Here is an 18205-nt window from a genome sequence, read left to right on the forward strand (position 1 = left end):
TCAGTTTTCATTCCAGCCAGCATCTACGGCTTTCTCGTATAAATCGAGTGCCCATTTTGCTTGCTTGTATGTTAAAGTACGTCCACGCTTTGAAGAGAAAGCCACCTGTCCGATGAACGCCTGTTCCTTTGGAGTTAATTCTCCAGGGTTTTCTTTCGACCATCTAGACAAGGCAAACCATTTTTCAGGATCAACCTCCTTTGCTTCATCCATTTTCTTCTTCTGGCCTTCTGTTATTTCTTCATCAACATCGCCAACGCTACCCAAGAGTTCTGCTGGAATATTATACTTATCACCTTCCTGTGAAAGCTTGGTTTTGAGAGCATCCCAGCAGAGAGTAGCCTTTGTCCATTCATTGATATTCTTACCCTCGTCTACATCTATCAAATGCTTATATACAAATGGTTCTATATTCCTTACATAAAGCAGCACCTTATAGAGCTTTGTTGCTTTCAGACGGTCAATATCCTCTTGTGGAATCTCCTTTGGCACATAATGATTTTTACGTCTGCCGTTCGCATCTGTACGAGTTTCCTTTACCTTGTATGTAATGTGCTCAGCACCACAGATTAGTTTGGCATAAACATTATAAATATCCAGTGTCAACTCATTGTTTACCGTTGGGCTGATTACACACTGTTCATCCCATATAGCATCAAGATTTAATGCCCTTCCGGAATTAAGTGAGAGCAGAGACATTGTATAAGCCACCATATTCGACTTATATCCAGGTAAAGCCAATCCATCCTTACCATACAATGCATCAATCGCCTTGAAAAGAATCGCCTTAGCTATAGTACGCTGGTAACGAGTCTTGTCAAAATGAGCGCCATTGCGCTTCATCTTATCAAAGAACTTGGTATAATTGTTCTCGCCACCCCTACATACACTAGATGGATCCTGCTCCCAGCTCATGATAAACTTAGAGAGCGTTGTCTTATCAAACATCTGATTCTTAGGATATTCGGCATAGAATTCTTTTTCAGCCTTGCTGGAGTTCTGACGTTTTGCCTTATCCAAGTACTGACCACGTGTTCTTTCAAAGAACCACTTGCTCACTGGTTTACCGCTTGCATTCAGAACCCATGTTTCACGAGACTGCTGCTCCAATTCTACCAGGAAGCCTTCATTGATGTTGAAATCAGACTTCTTGACAGCAGATTGTGTATTGGCAAATCTCGAAATCTTTGGCACGATCTCGGACAGATTATCCTTATCCTTGACCACTGAGATTTTCATTGCTACATAAACGGAAGCCAATTGGGAGAAATCTACGTCTTTCATACCCATAACAGCGCTAATCGCAGCTGTAGTCTGGCCACCATTCACTATTTGCCAAGACTTAATCTTGGTTATCGCAGTACCTTCTTCATTCAGTTTTACGTCTGATGCCGTAGCAGATATACCATTGTTATAAGCAAAGAACATATCAGGTTCCGGTAAGGTATCTTCCACACCCTTTCTGCGTTCAACAGCTGTTGCCGTATGACCTATCAGCGTATTACGGATCCCCTTGTTTGAAGCACCTTTAAACTGAAGGAATGTACGGACATTCATCTCCAGTATCTGCTGATGATATTTATGATATACCTGCGAGAGAACCATACCAGGAATAATACAGAGATAACACTTAACGTTATCCGAAACGTCTGGCATCTGGATACATGGCAAAGTACAATTGTAATCGCCCTCAAAATCTACAACAATAGGCTTTCTACCAGAAATAATATTATCCTGTTGCATGATTCGCTTTGCATCCCAAACATAAAATTCACAAGAGGTACCATCAGCTATTTCGATATTATCTTTTTCATAATTTACTGGTGCAATAGCATTTGTGAGAAGAAACAATCTGATACGGTCTATCTTGCTGGTACTATGAATTAAATCTGCTACCTGATAAAGGTCGCTCTTAGTATCGTCCATAAACTTACCAAGCATGGCACCGCTGACAGACTGGTCATAGAAACGCTGGAGCCAATTGAACTGGCGATCCAAATCATTTGCAGAAATCTTAGAACCATTATTTGGGTCTTCATAAATGGTCAAAAAGAGATCTATGGTAGTGAGATCCTCATCACCATTAAAGCCCCAACCATCAAGTGCGACACCATTTTTTGATTTGTAAGAGCAGATGTTTACCTGGTTTACATCACCACACCCCTGAATATATCCTACGATAATTTGCGTCAAATCATCTTTCGGATTATCTGCCATCAAGAGCTGGTCATCAAAATCTTCCTTGAATTGCTCAACCTCAGTTAACTCTTTTTCTATCACACTTCCGATAGTTTCATTGACAAAAGCACCTTGCTCTTCGGCAGGCTTAAAGTCATCAAAGACTTCGCTATTACTATCAAACTGTTCCATATTATTCAGCTATATTGTCGGTATTCTTATCATGTTCTATTTTCCTAGACTCTATCTTCTCAACAAGAGGTATAATCTCTGTTTCGACCTCCTGCATGAAATCAACAACAGAAATTCCCATCAGGTTACAAATGCTACGTAACTCTATAAAGTCCATTCTACGCTCACAAGTTTCGATTTTGCTCACATAAGATTGCGGAAGGCCGAGCATCCCAGCCAACTGCTTTTGGGTAAGGCCTCGCTCTTCTCGCTTAGTTCGCAATCGAGCTATCACTTTTTGATAAAGTATTGTATGTACGCTTTTATCTATTGCCATTTTCTTAAGTCGTTTTATATTTTAAAAGCAAAATTACCTTTTTTCTAAAGAAAACCCAAACAGGGTTTTCCCCCTTTTATCCGTTTTTAGGGCACTTTAGGCAGGTTTTTTATTCCAAAATAGAATATTTAACCCGAATTAACGATAGAATATTACGAAATCAATGCCAAGAAGCATTATTTCTTATCGTTGCGGCAGAATAAGAAACGATGATTATGAGGTCAAAAGAATACTATAAATCGCTGATTTTATCTCATGCCGAGGAGATAAAAGAATCCATTTACATCATCTTTTCTCCTATTTTTTTTCGGCTTATTTATCATATTCGGGGCGCCATATAAAGCTTTTGCCCTTTCAGGGCGCCAGGCGTGGGGACATGAATACCCAGGGCGAATGCCCTGGGCTAGGAGCTTCTGCCCCTTCAGGGCGTGAGGGGAATGGCAGGGATGCGGGAGGGGTATTGCTGTGAGGTCTACGAGGAGGCTTGCAGGCGGCATTCAAGCCAAAGAAGAAGTTCGTTACGATTCGCCTAGGCGTGGATTTCAATGAGGACATTTTTGCTTATTTTCCCTTCTTTTTAGTTGCATTCAAACAAAAACCACCATTAAATCACTAAAATTCCATAAAATCAATGTATGATATTCCACGCTATCATACATTCACATTTTGCCGTTTAATACATAAATTGTACTTTTGCAGAACTTTGAAAAATAAAATGGCAACAATAAATGACTTAAAAGCAAAGTTAATCCAAGAAGATAAGCTGATGTCTATCGAAAGGATTAATGAAATACGAGAGAAAAACATCCTCTCGTATATTAAGTCCTTTATTGGTCAACAAGGAGATTTTATAAGACCCAAAACTTTCTCCGATATTACAGGAATCTCAGAACATTCTATTTCCAGAATTCTAAATGCATCCCACTTACGACCAGAGCAGCAGTTGAGATGGTGCCTCTGCATTTGGAATAACTGGGATAAGATAGTAGAAGAATTGGATAAAAAACACAGGGCTATCCACCTGAAGTTTGATAAGAAACAATTCCTAGAGGATTTCAATCAAGCCTTTCATCATTTTTCGGATATTGTTTATCTGATGAAGGATTTCAATACTCTTGAAGAAAACATCAATATTTATCAACAGAAATATTGTAGAAAGAGTTACAGAAATAGAAACTCTTAGAGTAGTATGAATTTTAATCATCAGATTAAAATAAGAGTTAACCGGCCAAGATGCTAACATCTGAAGCCAAATATTAATATTAATCATATCAACAAAAGTATGCAAACATAACCTTACCCGCCCCCACACCTTACGGATAGTAGGCGCTCGGCAGCCTCCAGCGGCTTACGCTAAAAACGTTAGCGCAAACACACGCCCTCTGCTAAAATGAGGAGGAAACAATTAACAACAAACTAAAACTATAAAAGATGAAAATATTTTTCTATAGAAAATTTATTCGCTTTGTAATAAAGCACTTTACCATCGTTATCAACAATACCATCCAGATGAATGGTGGACAATATATCGAGCACATGAACAACTATCAGGGAAAGGAGGATGAGAAATGTCTGGACAAAGAATGATCATCATGAACGCTGGTAGCTCGTACTTCGAGCATGTGGAAAACTATTATGGCAGCAATGCCTGTGAGCAAAACTCATGCAGAAATGCTGAGATGCCGGCTGAGCTGAAAACGGAAAAGGCTCAGAGGATAAAGAACAACCTGATAGAGATTGGCGTGGTAACCGAAAATTTCATGCCAGCAGGACTGTCATCATCCGAAGCTGCCATCCTTGCCAACCAGATAGGTACAGAGTTGAAAATCGATAATATATGGAGCGTATTCGGCAATTATTGGGGTCCTAATCCGAACTCGATGAGAGCCGCCTACAACCGAGGAATGGAACAGAAGAAAACGATTCCCTTCCTCGAAAAAGTGATGCCTGCTATCAGAGGATAAACTTATTCAAGTTTCACAAGTTCAGAAGTTAAAGGAGTTAAAGAAGTTATCGCTCCCTACGGTCGCTGAGGAGTTAAGACAATAGTCTTTTTGGCGTAGTTTTTTAAGCAGCAAGACATACGTCTTAACTCCTTAACTTCCTTAACTCCTTTAACTTCCTGATATGCGAAAGTTCAGGTAGTACTAGTACGCGTACATAGTACGTACTAGGTAGAAGTGAGAAATTTGCCTTACCTTTGCCCCCGGAATTCAGAACCAATGCGGTCTGAGTTTCGGGGGCTTTTGTGTATCTGCACATCAACCATGGTGGGAGCCCCCAATCTTCTAAATTATTTAAAATGATGGAAGTGAAAGCGTATGTGTTCAGTCCTCCTCCTTACAGACGGCTGAGAGTAGTGAAAACGGAAGAGGGGATTACCCCACAAACCAATCTTTTATTAACGAAATAACATGACAGAAACACAACATGTAATTGCACTGAACCCTTATCGCAAGGGCAATAAGGGGAAGGTGTTTTCAAACAGTATGGCGGTGTATGACAAGGTAATTGCATCGCCGGAAATCAGGAAGATGATTCAGCAGATTAGGGGCGAACTGCCTATCCCGAAGGTGAATGCCAACGATGCAGAGGCGGTGAAGAAGGCGCAGGACAGGCTGAAGAGCGAACTGCCTTTCTTCTGTCCCCACTACGGCATCTTCAAGAACAATGTGCGCAGACAGGAGAATGCCCAGCCCGAGAGCTTCATGTTCCAGACTATCATCGACGTGGATGACAGGGAGTATGTAGACAAGGCTATCGAGAAGGCAAGGGAGCTGAACTGCTCTGACAGCATCTGGAACGGCTCGCTGCTGCACCTCTGCTACAGTGCCCGGAAGAAGCTGCACATCGGTATCAGACTGCCGGTGGGAATGACCATCGAGGAGACGCAGAAGGCGTATTGCGAGGCGCTGGGGGTGCCTTATGACGAGAGCTGCATCACACCCGAGAGAATGATTTATCTTACGGATAAGGACTCGGAAATCTACAGGTCGAAGATGTGGTGCGCCGTGCTGAGCGAGAAGGAGATTCTGATGCGAAGGCAGGCGTATCTGGACCGCGGACTGACCGTGGACGGAAGAGGGAAAGTTAATAGTTTACAGTTAAAAGTTAATAGCAATGGTAAGAATAATGAAAATAATAGACTATCGGGCCACGACGGCAATACTGCTGTTTCTGCTGGCTCTGCTGTTCAGCCTGCCCAACCTGGTGATAGCCATGGTGCTGATGCTCCTCATATCGGGGATTCTGGAGGCAATCAGAATGCTGGCGGACTGGAAGCCAGAGAGAAGAATCTGATTGCGTTTGACCTCTTTACGCAGGCTGCCGGACTCGGGGGTATGGAGATTGATACCGTGGGGTCGAGACACTCTTCGCTGCTGGCTATCATGAGCGCCGGTGCTTCGAGGGTGATGGAGGAAGAGGAACTGATGAAGGTGGTGAGGGTGAAAATGCCGAGCTACTATCAGGAGAACGACTGCCATCAGCTGATTCACGACTTCTATGCGAAATATGCTGACAATACGAAGCCGATGTCGAGGGAAGTGATGAGGGTGAATGCGTTGGCGGAGCAGAAGGCCAGCCAGCAAGTTAATAGTTTACAGTTAACAGGTAATAGGGCTAAGCAACAAGTTAATAGTTTACAGTTAACAGGTAATAGGGCTGATGAGGATTATCCTGACCCACCGGAGATGCCGAAGAAACTGCCGAAGCTGGTGGAGCTGCTGATATCGAGGACGCCGGAAATTTATAAGCCGGCTGTGGCGCACGCTATCTTCCCGCCACTGGCTACGCATCTCTGGAAGACGAGGTTCAGGTATATTGACAACGTGGAGCACGAGGCGAGACTGATGACGCTGCTGCTTGCGGGTACCGGAGCGGGTAAGAGTAGCGTGAACAGGCCCATCGATTTCATTATGGAGGATATCAGGCTGAGGGATGCTGAAAACCTGAAGCGCGAAAAGGCGTGGAAGGATGAGATGCTGCGCAAGGGTGCCAACAAGGATAAGCGCAAGAGACCTGAAAACCTGATTATACAGGAGATTGATGCGGATATGACAAACCCGGCTTTCGTGATGAGAACGGCTGAAGCACAGGAACATTTCCTCTATACTTCGCTCAATGAGCTCGACCAGTTTGATGCGCTCAAGGGCAGCGGAAACCAGCAGTTCCGTATCATGTGTCTTGCAGCAGACCCGGGTAACAAATACGGACAAACTCGCGTGGGAACGATGAGTATTACGGAGCGTGTTACCATCCGGTTCAACTGGAATGCATCTACCACCATCCAGAAGGGTCAGCGTTACTTCTCTAAGGTTCTTACCGATGGTCCTATCAGCCGTATCAACTTCTGTACCATCCCCGAAAGGGAAATCGGCGAAGATATGCCTGTTTACGGAACTTATGATGAATCGTACCGTGAGGCGCTACGGCCTTACATCGAAAATCTGAACAAAGTAACGGGTCTGATTGAGTGTAAGGAGGCGTTTCAGCTTGCCCTCAAACTGAAGGATGAGAATGCTGAGTTTGCCCGGCTGTCGCAGGACAGGACGTTTGAGAATCTCTCGTTCCGTGCCAATGTCATCGCTTACCTGAAGGCGTGCGTGCTGTATGTAGCCAATGGTTGCAAGTGGGAGCCGGAGATTGACGAGTTTATCCGCTGGAGCGAGCAGTATGACCTGTACTGCAAGATGCGGTTCTTCGGCGACATGATTGCGAAGGAGAACTTTATGGCGGAGAAGAGTTCGAAGCGTGGACCTCAGAATCTTTTACAGATATTGCCCGATAACTTTACGGCTGCGCAGTTGCTTGCCATCCGGCTGGAGCATGGACTGGATGCGAAGGGTACCGATATGATGATCAGACAGTGGCTGCACCGGAAGTACATCAGGCGGGCGTATCAGTATACGGGCAAGCGTGACAGTTGTGACAGTTGTGACAGTTTTGAGAAGCTGAAGTATCGCCACGACGGTATGGTTATTGAATCTTAAATTTATTTTTACTTATGCAGATAGTTTTGAAACGTATAGTGAAGAAGAAGACCTACACGATAGGTCGCCTTTACATCCTGAAGGATGAGGATGTGAAGAAGCGCACGATTGAGAGTGTGAACAAGTGCAGGGGGCTGAAGACGGTGTGCGAGGTGCCCCAGGAGAAGCTGAATGCGGACTCGTATTTCTGTGATACACTGGAGCCGTGCTGGCGCAACCTTCTGGGTGTGGAGCTAAGTCCTGCCGAGGAGAATGTGCGGTTGGGGCGTGTATCGGGCAAGAAGGCGCAGAAGATGAAGGGCAAGACGGCGATACCTGAGGGCACTTATCCGGTGGTGATCAGCAAGTCGCCGAGGTTTCAGATGTGGTTGCCGCTGCTGTTGGGTGTCCCCAATTTTGAGGGCATCCGCATCCATGCCGGCAATTATCCCGATGATACGCAGGGCTGCATCCTGGTGGGTGAGAACCGTGTAAAAGGCATGGTTGTGAACTCCCGCATCTGGCTCCACCGCCTCATCAATGCCATTACCGCTGCGAGAGACAGGGATGAGAGCATTTGGGGAACGATTTTGTAATGATTAGTGATTAACTGAACTTTCGCATGTGGTTCAAGTACGGGCTGAAGGCCCAAAAGCTCCTAGCCCAGGGCATCGCCCTGGGTATAATGGCAATCAGTAAGGCGCCCTGTAAGGGCAAAAGCTTTATGTTTTGCCTGGAGTTTTAAAGCTTTTGCCCTTACAGGGCGACAGGTTTGCGTCCGTAATTACCCAGGGCGATGCCCTGGGCTAGGAGCTTCTGCCCTTTCAGGGCGTGTGGAGCTTACATGCGAAACTTCAGTGATTAATTTTTAATACATTTTTATATCATGGAAAAAAATTATAAAACAAAAAAGGAAGAAATGAAGAATGAAAAGACAGCGGGTAATGCTGTCGTGTTTGAAAACCCTGAATTCGGTAAGATTCGCACCTTGACCGATGAAAACGGGGAGCCCTTGTTCTGCGCAAAGGATGTCTGTGATACGCTGGGATATAAAAGAGCAAGATGCGCTGTGTATCAGCTAGTTAACCCACATGATGCTGTAAAACACAGCATAAGGGTAACGACTGGTATCAAGAAGGATGGAAGTGAGGCAAAGCGCTGGTGCCAGCTTCTTTTCGTCAACGAGAGCGGATTCTATGCTTTGGTGCTCGGGTCCAAGCTTCCTACGGCGGTGAAGTTCAAAAACTGGGTTACTTCCGAGGTGCTGCCGCAGATTCGCAAGACGGGCGGTTATATTCCGGTAAAGCAGGGCGAGAGTGATGAGGAGACGATTCGGCATGCTGAAGAGATTCTCAGGGCTACACTCAAGGAGAAGGAGAATCTGCTGAAAAACCAGCAGGTGCAGATTGATCAGCAGAAGAAACTCATCGGAGAACAGGATACGGAGATTCGTCGGCTGAACGGTGTGGTAGACGAACAGGTGGTTTGCATCGCCAAGAACGGTGAGAACATCATCCAGTTGGAGAATCAGGTGGATCATCTTCTGCCGAAGGCGCTCTACACCGACAATGTGCTCAACTCAGTTTCCTGCTATACCACCACGCAGATTGCGAAGGAGCTGGGTATCACGGCACAGGAGTTGAACCGCCAGCTCTGTGCCCTTCATATCCAGTACTACCAGAGCGGCCAGTATCTGCTCTATGCTGATTATGCCCACATGGGCCTGGCGAAGAGCCGCACCCGCTACTCTACCCACCCCGACCCTCACTGCGATGGGGCACAGGAGAAGCTGGGCACCGCCTACACCCACACCTACCTCGTATGGACAGAAAGAGGAAGGAAGTTCATACATTTAAAGGTAAAAGGGTAAAAAAGTAAAAAGGTAAAAAGAGCCTAGCTTACCCCCCGCTAGGCTCTTTTTACCGTTTTTAGGGGACCAGCGATGGAATCGCTGGGGACGGGGACAGGAAGGGGGAAAGCCTCTTTCTGCCTCTTCCTGCCTCTTCCTGCCTCTTCCTGCCCCGTTGCGCCCCGTTCCCAGCGATTCCATCGCTGGTCCCCTAAAAAAAAGGAGAAAAATTTGGTAATTAGTGAATAAAGCCGTAACTTTGCATGCTCTTAAGCAGAATAAAGGAAACAGATTAGTAATTAAAAGCAAATATGAATTATCATACGACATCAATAACGACAAACAGGAAACATCACTACCGGGAACTGCTGGCTATCGGCATTCCTATCATCATAGGACAGCTGGGTACCATCATCCTGGGATTTGCTGATACGCTGATGATTGGCCATCACAGTACACCCGAACTGGCGGCTGCCGGACTGGTGAACAATATCTTCGGTCTCGTTTTCGTATCCTATATGGGATTCACCTACGGACTCACTCCTATCATCGGACGGCTCTACGGCGAGGAACGGACCGACTGCATCGGACAGAAAGTGCGCAATGCCTTCTGTGCCAACATGCTGACAGGCTTCATCTTCACCCTCGCCCTCGTTGTGCTCTACCTGAATCTGGGGCGCATCGGACAGCCTGAAGAGCTGCTCTCGCTCATCCGCCCTTACTTTCTGGTAAACCTTGCCTCGGTGCTCTTCATGGGCATCTTCTTCACGATGAAGCAATTTCTTGACGGACTCGGACAGACCAAGGTGGCAATGTGGGCAATGATTGGCGGCAACGTAATCAATATTCTGGGCAACTGGGTACTGATTTATGGTGTGGCAGGCTTCCCGGAACTGGGTTTGCTGGGAGCCGGTATTTCGACGCTGGTGAGCCGCATTCTGATGGCGATGGCGATGGTGGGCATGCTGATGACGGGCAAGAATTTCGGGGAATACAGACGCGATATTCTGCACAGTTCTCTGACCAAGGCTGACTTCAGGGAGATGAACCGGTTGGGCTGGCCTGTGGCACTGCAGCTGGGCATGGAGTCGGCTGCCTTCACGCTGAGTTGTGTGATGGTGGGCTGGCTGGGAACCATTCCGCTGGCGGCTCATCAGGTGATGATTACCCTCTCGCAGCTCTTCTATCTCGTGCTTTCGGGCATGGCGGCTGCGCTGGCTATCCGCGTGAGCCATTTTATGGGTCAGAAGGACTACGGAGCTGTTCGCCGCAATGCCTACGACGGGTTCCGGCTGAACCTGCTGTTCTCGCTGTGCATGGGTTTGCCGGTGTTCCTGCTTCGCCATCAGATAGGTGGCTGGTTTAATGATAATGTGGAGGTGCAGGCGTATGTGGCTACGCTGATTATCCTGATGATGGTATATCAGTTTGGCGACGGACTGCAGTATACCTTTGCCAATGCGCTGCGTGGCATCGCCTGTGTGAAGCCGATGGTGCTCTATGCCTTCATCGCCTATTTCGTCATCTCCTTGCCGCTGGGCTACACCCTAGGTTTCCCTTGCGGCTTGGGCATTCTGGGCATCTGGTTAGCCTTCCCGTTCGGTCTGACCATAGCGGGAGAAATGTATCGAAGAAGATTTGAGAAGGAATTGAAAAAGATTGAGGAATAAGAATTAGGCACGGATTACATGGATTACACGGATTTATAGAGACATGCTCAAAACGAGTTATTATCTCGAAAAAAAAATCCGTGTAATCCGTGTAATCCGTGCCTAAAAAAAACTGACGGGATTTACTCAGCAACCTGCTCAGCACGATCATCTACGTTCTCACCCTCTGTAGGAGCGAGAGTAGCCTTGAAATCGGTGATGCCGTACTTAGCAAGAATGTTGTACCACTGGAGGAGCTTCTTGATATCGCTGTCGTGAACACGGTCGCGATCGTAGTTAGGAAGAACCTCAGCAAAATAAGCGTGGAGCTCAGCAACAGGCGCCTTCTTGTAGTTGAAAGTGCTAGGCTTGCCCTCTTCCTTCTTGCTTACGCTGTCGAGCACTTGCCAGAGTGGCACCTCATCATCGTCTGTATACATAGCGATGTCACCAAGGCTTGTTACGCGGTCGGTAGCGAAAGCTGGGATACGCTTGTGAGTCTCATCGAGTGTTTCTACGATGAGGTTTCTGTTACCTCTTGATACCAATTTATAAAGGCCTGGTTTGCCTGCAATTGAAAGGATTGTTTCCATTGTCTTTTCTGTTATTCTTTATTATTAATGATATCCAATAATTTCCTTACCTGTGCATCGATATCCTGCTCGCCATCGTTCACGATTTCGAAATCGGAGCGGGCTGCAAGTTCTTCCTGCGGCATGACGGCATCTATCCACTGCTGCGCCTTCTCTGCCGGGATATGATCGCGCAGCATGATGCGCTGGATGCGGACCGGTATGGGAGCCGTTACGCAGACCACGAAATCGAGGTGGATACGGCGGTAGAAACCGCTATCGAAGAGGATGGCACTCTCCATCCACTCATAGCTGCTCTGCTCGAAATCGCGCGCCACAGCCGGATGAACCACATCGTTGACAGCCTGCTTGTTAGCCTCGCCAGCCAGCAGAAACTGAGCCAGCACGGGCTTCTGCAAAACGCCCTCTGCACTGTAAACCTGCTCGCCCACCAGCTTCTTCAAACCAGCCTGCAAGCGGGCATCGGTGCGCATGAGCCGCTTAGCCTCAGCATCGCAGTCGTAAACCCGGATGCCCTGTTTCTCCAATATCCGGCACACATAGCTCTTTCCGCTACCTATACCGCCCGTTATCGCTATCTTCATCACGATGAATTATAAATTGTAAATTATAAATAACAGAACTTTCGCAAGTTTTACCCCACACGCCCTGAAAGGGCAGAAGCTCCTAGCCCAGGGTAACACCCTGGGTAATTACGGACGCAAACCTGTCGCCCTGTAAGGGCAAAAGCTTTAAAACTCCAGGCAATACATAAAGCTTTTGCCCTTACAGGGCGCCTTGTTGACTGCCATTATACCCAGGGTGTTACCCTGGGCTAGGAGCTTTTGGGCTTTCAGCCCGTACTTGAACCACATGCGAAAGTTCAGTTAATCATCATTGCTGTTCCAGCAGATAATCTACCGTTTCCAGTTCGAGATGCGCCTTGCTCACCGAGCGCGGCACGCTGCGCAACTGGAGTCTGCACTTGTCAGAAGGGTTGTTAGCCAGATCGTTATAATCTACTACCACCTTAAACTGGCTCGGCTTGATGGTTCTGAAGAGGCTGGCTCCGATGGTGAATCTTACCGCCACTTTAGATGGGAAGGTACGGAGCACCATGTTATCAGGCATGTTGATGGCCGTAACAGGCACCTCGACCGACTCTTCGGTAAGCACATCAGGATATACCGCCAGACGCACCATCTGAGGCACAATCTTCATGCCACGTATCTTCTTGATAGGTACGCTGCGATGAATGGTATCCTGCAGGTTGCGCATGTTGAACGGCTCGATTTCTACCGATTCCAACTGGTCGAGCTGCTTCTTGTTGGCATAAACCGTAACCGTAGACGGCAGGAATTCGGTATGTGCCAGATAATAGCTCTTGCTGGTTGTAATCTTACCTCTGAACACCACAGGCACTCGCTTGGAAGAGCCGTAGGTGAAGAAGAAATCGTATTTTGCCGGCTTGATGGAGATCAGTTTGGTAGAGCCATAGAGCTGGGATGCCACCTGTTTCTGCACATCAGCCATCGGAATCTGTCCCGTTCCCGTTTCCTCGTCGGCATAATTGGCAAACCGGAATGTGAGCGGAAGAATCTTGCCTCCGTAAGCATAGGTAACGAGTGTGAATCCCTTATCGCGCACCGTAATATGCACGGTATCAGGGAGTTCGCCGGTTATCACCGCATTGCGGGGCACGCCCGTTAGCTGCACAGGAATATTGAATTCTCTCTCGGTAGTCTCATTGAGCGTCATCATCAGCCAGAAGATGCCGCTGAGAGCGAGAAAGAACAAAAAAATCAGAAACTCCTTATTCAGACCACTGAACAGGAAGTTTCTGACAGCTTTTAATATGCTCTTGATACTATGCATTAGGTGTCTGACTAGCTGCATCAGCAAACACGTAGCCCTTAGCTACAGTGATTACCACGCCACGAGCTATCTCAACATCAACGGTATTAGCCTCGAGGTCAACACGCTTAACAGTGCCATAAACACCGCCGCCTGTAACCACCTTTGTACCCTCTGCCAAAGCATTCTGGAATTTGCGGATTTCCTTCTGCTTCTTCTGCTGAGGACGGATCATAAAGAACCACATGATAGCGAAGATAGCTACCATCATGATGAGAAAACTCATGCTGCTACCACCGGCAGCTGCTTGCAATACTAAATTTGTCATGTCGTTAAAGTATTATCTATTATTATTTTATGTTCTATATATAAATAAGGTGTGGCCAGCAAGAAAGGCCCCCGTTATTTACTCACCCTCGCCCGGAGCGCGGTGAATGCGCGGACGACGGCCGGCTGGGTGCTGGTTGTCTGGGCGCTGTTTGCCGGCATGTTCGCCGTGCTGTGCATGCTGATGCTGCTTGCGCTCAGGCATCTCCTTCTGGATGAGGTTGCGGCTGATGAGCTCGCGGCAGATGCTGTCGAGCATACCGTTAACATAACCGCCGCTGCGAGGAGTGCTGTATGCCTTGGCAAGTTCTACATACTCGTTGATAGTGACGGTAGCCGGGATGCCAGGGAAGTTCATCACCTCGGCGATGGCAATCTGCATGATAATCACATCCATATAGGCAAGACGTGAGAAATCCCAGTTGCGCAAAGCCTCGCTCATATAGCGCTGGTAGGTATCGCAGTTGAGGATGGTAGCACGGAAGAGCTTGCGTGCAAACTCTCTGTCTTCAGCATCCTTATATTCCGGCAGCAATTCCTGCTTGGCCTTAGCTTCCGGGTCGAAACGCTTGATAGTCTTCAATACGAAAGTATCTATGATATCCTTGTCATCGTTCCAGTAGAGGCTCTTCTCCTCGAGGAATGCATCAAGATCTTCATTATTCTGAATAAACTGCTTGTAGATGCGGCGCCATACCTCACGGTCGCGGCTATACTCGTCGAGATCGGCGAGTTCCTCATCAATAGCACCGCTTACATAATCAGCATAGAAATCACTAGACGTAATAGCTGTATACACTTTGCGTACCATTTCAATATCCTCATCCCAGTTGGAATGCTTAACATCTATCCATTCGAGCAGCATCTTGTTCTCTTCGAGCTGCAGAGCGAACTTATTGAATGCGAAACGTGGTGAAGGTTCCTGCTCACCCTCTCTCTTGGCACGAGCCACATCTACATCGTAGCGCTTGCGTGCCTCCTGAGTGATGGCAACGATGAGCTGCAACATGTAGTTGTACAAATCGTATGACTTGGAGAGACTAAACATCAGCTCCTTCTCAGCGTTATCCATGTTATGATCGCTGTTTTGATAGTATGCGTAGGTTAACTGCACAATCTTACGTCTTATCAAATCCCTATTAATCATTCTCTAATGTTTTTAAAAGATTCATTTATTAAATTACTTAATACGCTTGCAAAAATACACATTAAATAGGTAATAGACAAGAAAACGGGCAAAAATTTCAGTTTATTTAAGCAAAAAATTGTATTTTCAATATTTTTTCTGCATATAAAACCTGTTTTTCGGCAAAAAGTTTGCTCATTCCAAATAATTTTAGTAATTTTGCACCCGCTTTAAGCAAAGCTAATCCGTGTGATGGCGAGTTAAGGCACATTTTTTATTAATAACTTAATTTAGAGTAACACAAAATGAAAGAGATTAATGTAACAGGTCAGAAGCGTACAGACCTTGGCAAGAAAGCTTCTAAGACATTGCGTAAGGAAGGTTTGATTCCATGTAACCTTTATGGTGAGAAGAAGGGCGAGAACGGTGCTCCTGAGGCTTTGTCATTCGCAGTTCCATTCGCTGAGTTGCGTAAAATCATCTACACTCCTCATGTATACGTTATCAACCTCATCATCGACGGTGAGAGCCACACAGCTATCATGAAGGAGATCCAGTTCCACCCAACAACAGACGCTCCTCTGCACGTTGACTTCTACGAGGTTAACGACCAGAAGCCTATCACTATCGGTATTCCAGTTAAGTTGACAGGTCTTGCACAGGGTGTACGTGATGGTGGTCGTATGAACCTCTCTATCCGTAAGATCAACGTTACAGCTCCTTACCAGGTTATTCCTGAGCACCTCGATATCGACGTTACTGAGTTGAAGATCGGTAAGAGCATCAAGGTAGGTGACCTCTCATTCGAGGGTCTCGAGTTGGCTACAAGCAAGGCTGTTGTAGTTTGCTCTATCAAGATGACACGTAACGCTCAGCTCGCAGCTCAGGCTGCTGATGATGCAGAGGCTTAATCACTGAGTCATCTAGAGATTTTACGAACCTGAGTAAAGCATTATCAAACATTGGATAAATATTTGATTTGTGGGCTTGGTAACCCTGGCGATGAATATGCCGGCACCAGGCACAACACAGGATTTATGGTATTGGACGCTTTTGCTAAAGCGTCCAATATTCATTTTGAGGATAAGCGATATGGCTTCGTAGCCGAGACTACGCTCAAGGGAAGAAAGATTTTCCTGCTCAAACCTACCACATTCATGAACCTCAGCGGTAATGCGGTAAGATATTGGCTGAATCAGGAAAAGATTGACCAGAGCCGACTGCTCGTTATCAGCGATGAGCTAGCCCTGCCTCTGGGTGCTTTCCGACTGAAGGCGAACGGCAGCAACGGCGGCCATAACGGATTGGGACATATCCAGCAGCTTATCGGTCAGAACTATGCCCGCCTGCGCATGGGCATCGGCAACGATTATCCACGTGGCGGCCAGATAGACTGGGTGCTGGGCAAATATACTGAGGAAGACATGAAGCAGCTGCAGCCGGCCATCGACCTGGGTGTAGAGATTATCAAGAGCTTCGTCCTTGCCGGTATCGACATCACCATGAACCAATACAATAAGCTAGGAAAGAAATAATCATGAAGGAATCAGCAAGAATAGACAAGTGGCTCTGGGCTGCCCGCATTTACAAGACCCGCAGCATTGCTGCCGATGCCTGTAAGAATGGCCGCGTCATGGTAGGAGGCGTAACGAGAAAGCCTTCCTTCATCATCAAGCGTGGCGATGTGGTGAGCGTAAAGAAAGCCCCTATCACCTACTCTTTCGAGGTTCTCGACTGCATAGAGCAGCGCGTAGGTGCCAAGATGCTGTATGGTGTCTATAAGAACGTAACCGACCCTAAGCAATACGAGCTCCTGGAGATGAGCCGCATCAGCGGATTCGTAGATAGAGCCCGAGGCACTGGTCGCCCTACAAAGAAAGAACGCCGTGCCCTGGACGCCTTCGTAGCTCCAGCCATGTTTGGATTTGACGAAGAAGACTGGGACGAAGATGAAGAATAAAAGAATCCCCTATACATCTTTTACACTGTATAGGGGATTTTTTTATTCCCATTGAGCATTCTTCTTTTGCTGGCTCTTTTCATGAATAATCAACCCGACAGCAAAAAGACAAATCAGGATGAGTGCTCCACAAATCATTGCGAAATTAATTTCTTGTGTAGTCATAATTATTTTCCTTTCTTTCTTTTATTATTTTTATCGTCAGGACTATTAAGGTGCACAAACCAAAGCCCCAAGCCTAATATTACCATCATTATTAAAATTGCTATAGCAACCATTCCTGGGGTATTCATGTCTCCAAAAAAACTTGCTAGCAAGAGCGCCGTCAACATATACTTGGCAACGTCCATTAACCATTTTCCAAATTCCAGTCCCATAAGCATTTCTATTTAGCTCTGCAAATATACAACATTTTAAGATACGATGCAAGAAAATTGGGATAATTATTGCTAAAAATATACGAAATGGAAACTTATATGTGATATTTGGCTGCTTATTTTAAAATAATGCTTAAAATATTTGGAGCGAATAGAGAAAAAACATACCTTTGCATCTAGCAAAAATGATGGAATCAGCATACACACTGATAACTAATCATACTCTATATGAGCATTATATACTATCAATTTAAAATATTAGAGATCATGAAAAAATTATTCGTTATGGCAGCTATGGTACTGTCTTCAGTAGGTGCTTTCGCACAGCAGGCTGCAGGTACAACAACTATTCAGCCTAAGGTAGGTTTGAACGTTTCTACTATCGCTGACGGCGATTGGAAGGCAGGTTTCGCAGCCGGTGCTGAATTGCAGTATCAGGCTACAGACAAGTTAGGTCTTGCTGTTGGCGCTCTCTACTCTGCTCAGGGAACAAAGTCTGATCACGTAACTTGGACTCCAGGATATATCAACGTACCTGTAACATTGAACTACTATGTAGCTCAGGGTCTCGCTCTCAAGGCTGGTATTCAGCCAGGTTTCATGGTAGGTAAGGATGATATGCCTGACGAGCTTGTTAAGACATTCGACCTTTCTGTACCAGTAGGTCTCTCTTATGAGTATTCTAACCTTGTATTCGATGCTCGCTACAACATCGGCTGCACAAAGGTATTCAAGCACTCAGACGAAGGTTACAACAACGTAATCCAGATTACTGTAGGTTACAAGTTCGCTCTCTAATCGAGAACTCTTGACAAGACAAAATAACAATCCCCGC

General features: G+C 46.2%; 20 protein-coding genes. 11 read left to right on the forward strand and 9 right to left on the reverse strand.

The features are described from left to right. Nucleotides 1-2370, reverse strand: coding sequence for an AIPR family protein (locus tag NQ544_RS07260; protein ID WP_006847317.1), 2370 nt, complete (start codon nucleotides 2368-2370; stop codon nucleotides 1-3). A 1-nt stretch (nucleotide 2371) separates the two neighbouring features. Further along, nucleotides 2372-2686 carry a helix-turn-helix domain-containing protein gene (locus NQ544_RS07265; RefSeq protein WP_006847316.1) on the reverse strand — a complete coding sequence of 105 codons (315 nt, stop codon included), beginning with the start codon at nucleotides 2684-2686 and terminating at the stop codon, nucleotides 2372-2374. Between the two features lie 715 nt (nucleotides 2687-3401). On the opposite strand from NQ544_RS07265, the gene NQ544_RS07270 reads away from it, so the two are divergent. From NQ544_RS07270 to NQ544_RS07300, 7 genes are all read left to right on the forward strand, one after another. Further along, nucleotides 3402-3869, forward strand: coding sequence for a hypothetical protein (locus NQ544_RS07270; RefSeq protein ID WP_006847314.1), 468 nt, complete (start codon nucleotides 3402-3404; stop codon nucleotides 3867-3869). 248 nt (nucleotides 3870-4117) lie between these two features. After that, nucleotides 4118-4273 carry a hypothetical protein gene (locus tag NQ544_RS07275; RefSeq protein WP_006847313.1) on the forward strand — a complete coding sequence of 52 codons (156 nt, stop codon included), beginning with the start codon at nucleotides 4118-4120 and terminating at the stop codon, nucleotides 4271-4273. Beyond that, nucleotides 4255-4650 carry a hypothetical protein gene (locus NQ544_RS07280; protein WP_153133985.1) on the forward strand — a complete coding sequence of 132 codons (396 nt, stop codon included), beginning with the start codon at nucleotides 4255-4257 and terminating at the stop codon, nucleotides 4648-4650. Before NQ544_RS07275 ends, NQ544_RS07280 begins: the two co-directional genes overlap by 19 nt. Before the next feature lie 450 nt (nucleotides 4651-5100). Next, complete coding sequence (locus NQ544_RS07285) at nucleotides 5101-7677, forward strand: hypothetical protein (protein ID WP_006847311.1); 2577 nt, start codon at nucleotides 5101-5103, stop codon at nucleotides 7675-7677. 14 nt (nucleotides 7678-7691) lie between these two features. Next, nucleotides 7692-8252, forward strand: coding sequence for a DUF5675 family protein (locus tag NQ544_RS07290; RefSeq protein ID WP_006847310.1), 561 nt, complete (start codon nucleotides 7692-7694; stop codon nucleotides 8250-8252). A gap of 323 nt (nucleotides 8253-8575) precedes the next feature. Beyond that, on the forward strand, nucleotides 8576-9526 hold the full coding sequence (locus tag NQ544_RS07295; RefSeq protein WP_228023690.1) for a phage antirepressor: 951 nt from the start codon (nucleotides 8576-8578) through the stop codon (nucleotides 9524-9526). A 290-nt stretch (nucleotides 9527-9816) separates the two neighbouring features. Continuing rightward, nucleotides 9817-11175 carry an MATE family efflux transporter gene (locus NQ544_RS07300; RefSeq protein ID WP_006847306.1) on the forward strand — a complete coding sequence of 453 codons (1359 nt, stop codon included), beginning with the start codon at nucleotides 9817-9819 and terminating at the stop codon, nucleotides 11173-11175. Between the two features lie 122 nt (nucleotides 11176-11297). On the opposite strand, the gene NQ544_RS07305 is transcribed toward NQ544_RS07300, so the two are convergent. The 5 genes from NQ544_RS07305 to nusB form a co-directional block, all read right to left on the reverse strand. Continuing rightward, the gene (locus NQ544_RS07305) at nucleotides 11298-11747 is read right to left on the reverse strand and encodes a DUF5606 family protein (protein ID WP_006847305.1); all 450 of its coding nucleotides are present in this window, start codon (nucleotides 11745-11747) and stop codon (nucleotides 11298-11300) included. A gap of 11 nt (nucleotides 11748-11758) precedes the next feature. After that, on the reverse strand, nucleotides 11759-12331 hold the full coding sequence (coaE, locus tag NQ544_RS07310) for a dephospho-CoA kinase (protein WP_006847304.1): 573 nt from the start codon (nucleotides 12329-12331) through the stop codon (nucleotides 11759-11761). A 289-nt stretch (nucleotides 12332-12620) separates the two neighbouring features. Further along, nucleotides 12621-13601 carry a CdaR family protein gene (locus NQ544_RS07315; RefSeq protein ID WP_006847302.1) on the reverse strand — a complete coding sequence of 327 codons (981 nt, stop codon included), beginning with the start codon at nucleotides 13599-13601 and terminating at the stop codon, nucleotides 12621-12623. Further along, nucleotides 13594-13908, reverse strand: a complete 315-nt coding sequence (yajC, locus tag NQ544_RS07320) for a preprotein translocase subunit YajC (protein ID WP_006847301.1) — start codon at nucleotides 13906-13908, stop codon at nucleotides 13594-13596. Before yajC ends, NQ544_RS07315 begins: the two co-directional genes overlap by 8 nt. Before the next feature lie 78 nt (nucleotides 13909-13986). Then, the gene (nusB, locus tag NQ544_RS07325) at nucleotides 13987-15054 is read right to left on the reverse strand and encodes a transcription antitermination factor NusB (protein WP_006847300.1); all 1068 of its coding nucleotides are present in this window, start codon (nucleotides 15052-15054) and stop codon (nucleotides 13987-13989) included. 284 nt (nucleotides 15055-15338) lie between these two features. Between nusB and NQ544_RS07330 the strand changes: the two genes are divergently transcribed. From NQ544_RS07330 to NQ544_RS07340, 3 genes are read left to right on the forward strand one after another with little or no spacing between them, the layout of a single operon-like run. After that, complete coding sequence (locus tag NQ544_RS07330; protein WP_006847298.1) at nucleotides 15339-15944, forward strand: 50S ribosomal protein L25/general stress protein Ctc; 606 nt, start codon at nucleotides 15339-15341, stop codon at nucleotides 15942-15944. 51 nt (nucleotides 15945-15995) lie between these two features. Then, nucleotides 15996-16568 carry an aminoacyl-tRNA hydrolase gene (pth, locus tag NQ544_RS07335; protein ID WP_006847297.1) on the forward strand — a complete coding sequence of 191 codons (573 nt, stop codon included), beginning with the start codon at nucleotides 15996-15998 and terminating at the stop codon, nucleotides 16566-16568. 2 nt (nucleotides 16569-16570) lie between these two features. After that, nucleotides 16571-16993 (forward strand): RNA-binding S4 domain-containing protein, encoded by a 423-nt coding sequence (locus NQ544_RS07340; protein ID WP_006847296.1) that lies wholly within the window; start codon nucleotides 16571-16573, stop codon nucleotides 16991-16993. A 42-nt stretch (nucleotides 16994-17035) separates the two neighbouring features. On the opposite strand, the gene NQ544_RS07345 is transcribed toward NQ544_RS07340, so the two are convergent. Together NQ544_RS07345 and NQ544_RS07350 are read right to left on the reverse strand one after the other, a co-directional pair. Next, nucleotides 17036-17158, reverse strand: a complete 123-nt coding sequence (locus NQ544_RS07345) for a hypothetical protein (protein ID WP_006847295.1) — start codon at nucleotides 17156-17158, stop codon at nucleotides 17036-17038. Between the two features lie 2 nt (nucleotides 17159-17160). After that, nucleotides 17161-17370 carry a DUF6722 family protein gene (locus NQ544_RS07350; RefSeq protein ID WP_040552996.1) on the reverse strand — a complete coding sequence of 70 codons (210 nt, stop codon included), beginning with the start codon at nucleotides 17368-17370 and terminating at the stop codon, nucleotides 17161-17163. Between the two features lie 267 nt (nucleotides 17371-17637). Here NQ544_RS07350 and NQ544_RS07355 point away from each other — a divergent pair, with 267 nt between their 5' ends. After that, the gene (locus tag NQ544_RS07355) at nucleotides 17638-18168 is read left to right on the forward strand and encodes a porin family protein (RefSeq protein WP_040552888.1); all 531 of its coding nucleotides are present in this window, start codon (nucleotides 17638-17640) and stop codon (nucleotides 18166-18168) included. Nucleotides 18169-18205 lie beyond the last annotated feature (37 nt).

Source organism: Segatella copri DSM 18205, assembly GCF_025151535.1.
GTDB classification, from domain to species: Bacteria; Bacteroidota; Bacteroidia; order Bacteroidales; family Bacteroidaceae; genus Prevotella; species Prevotella copri.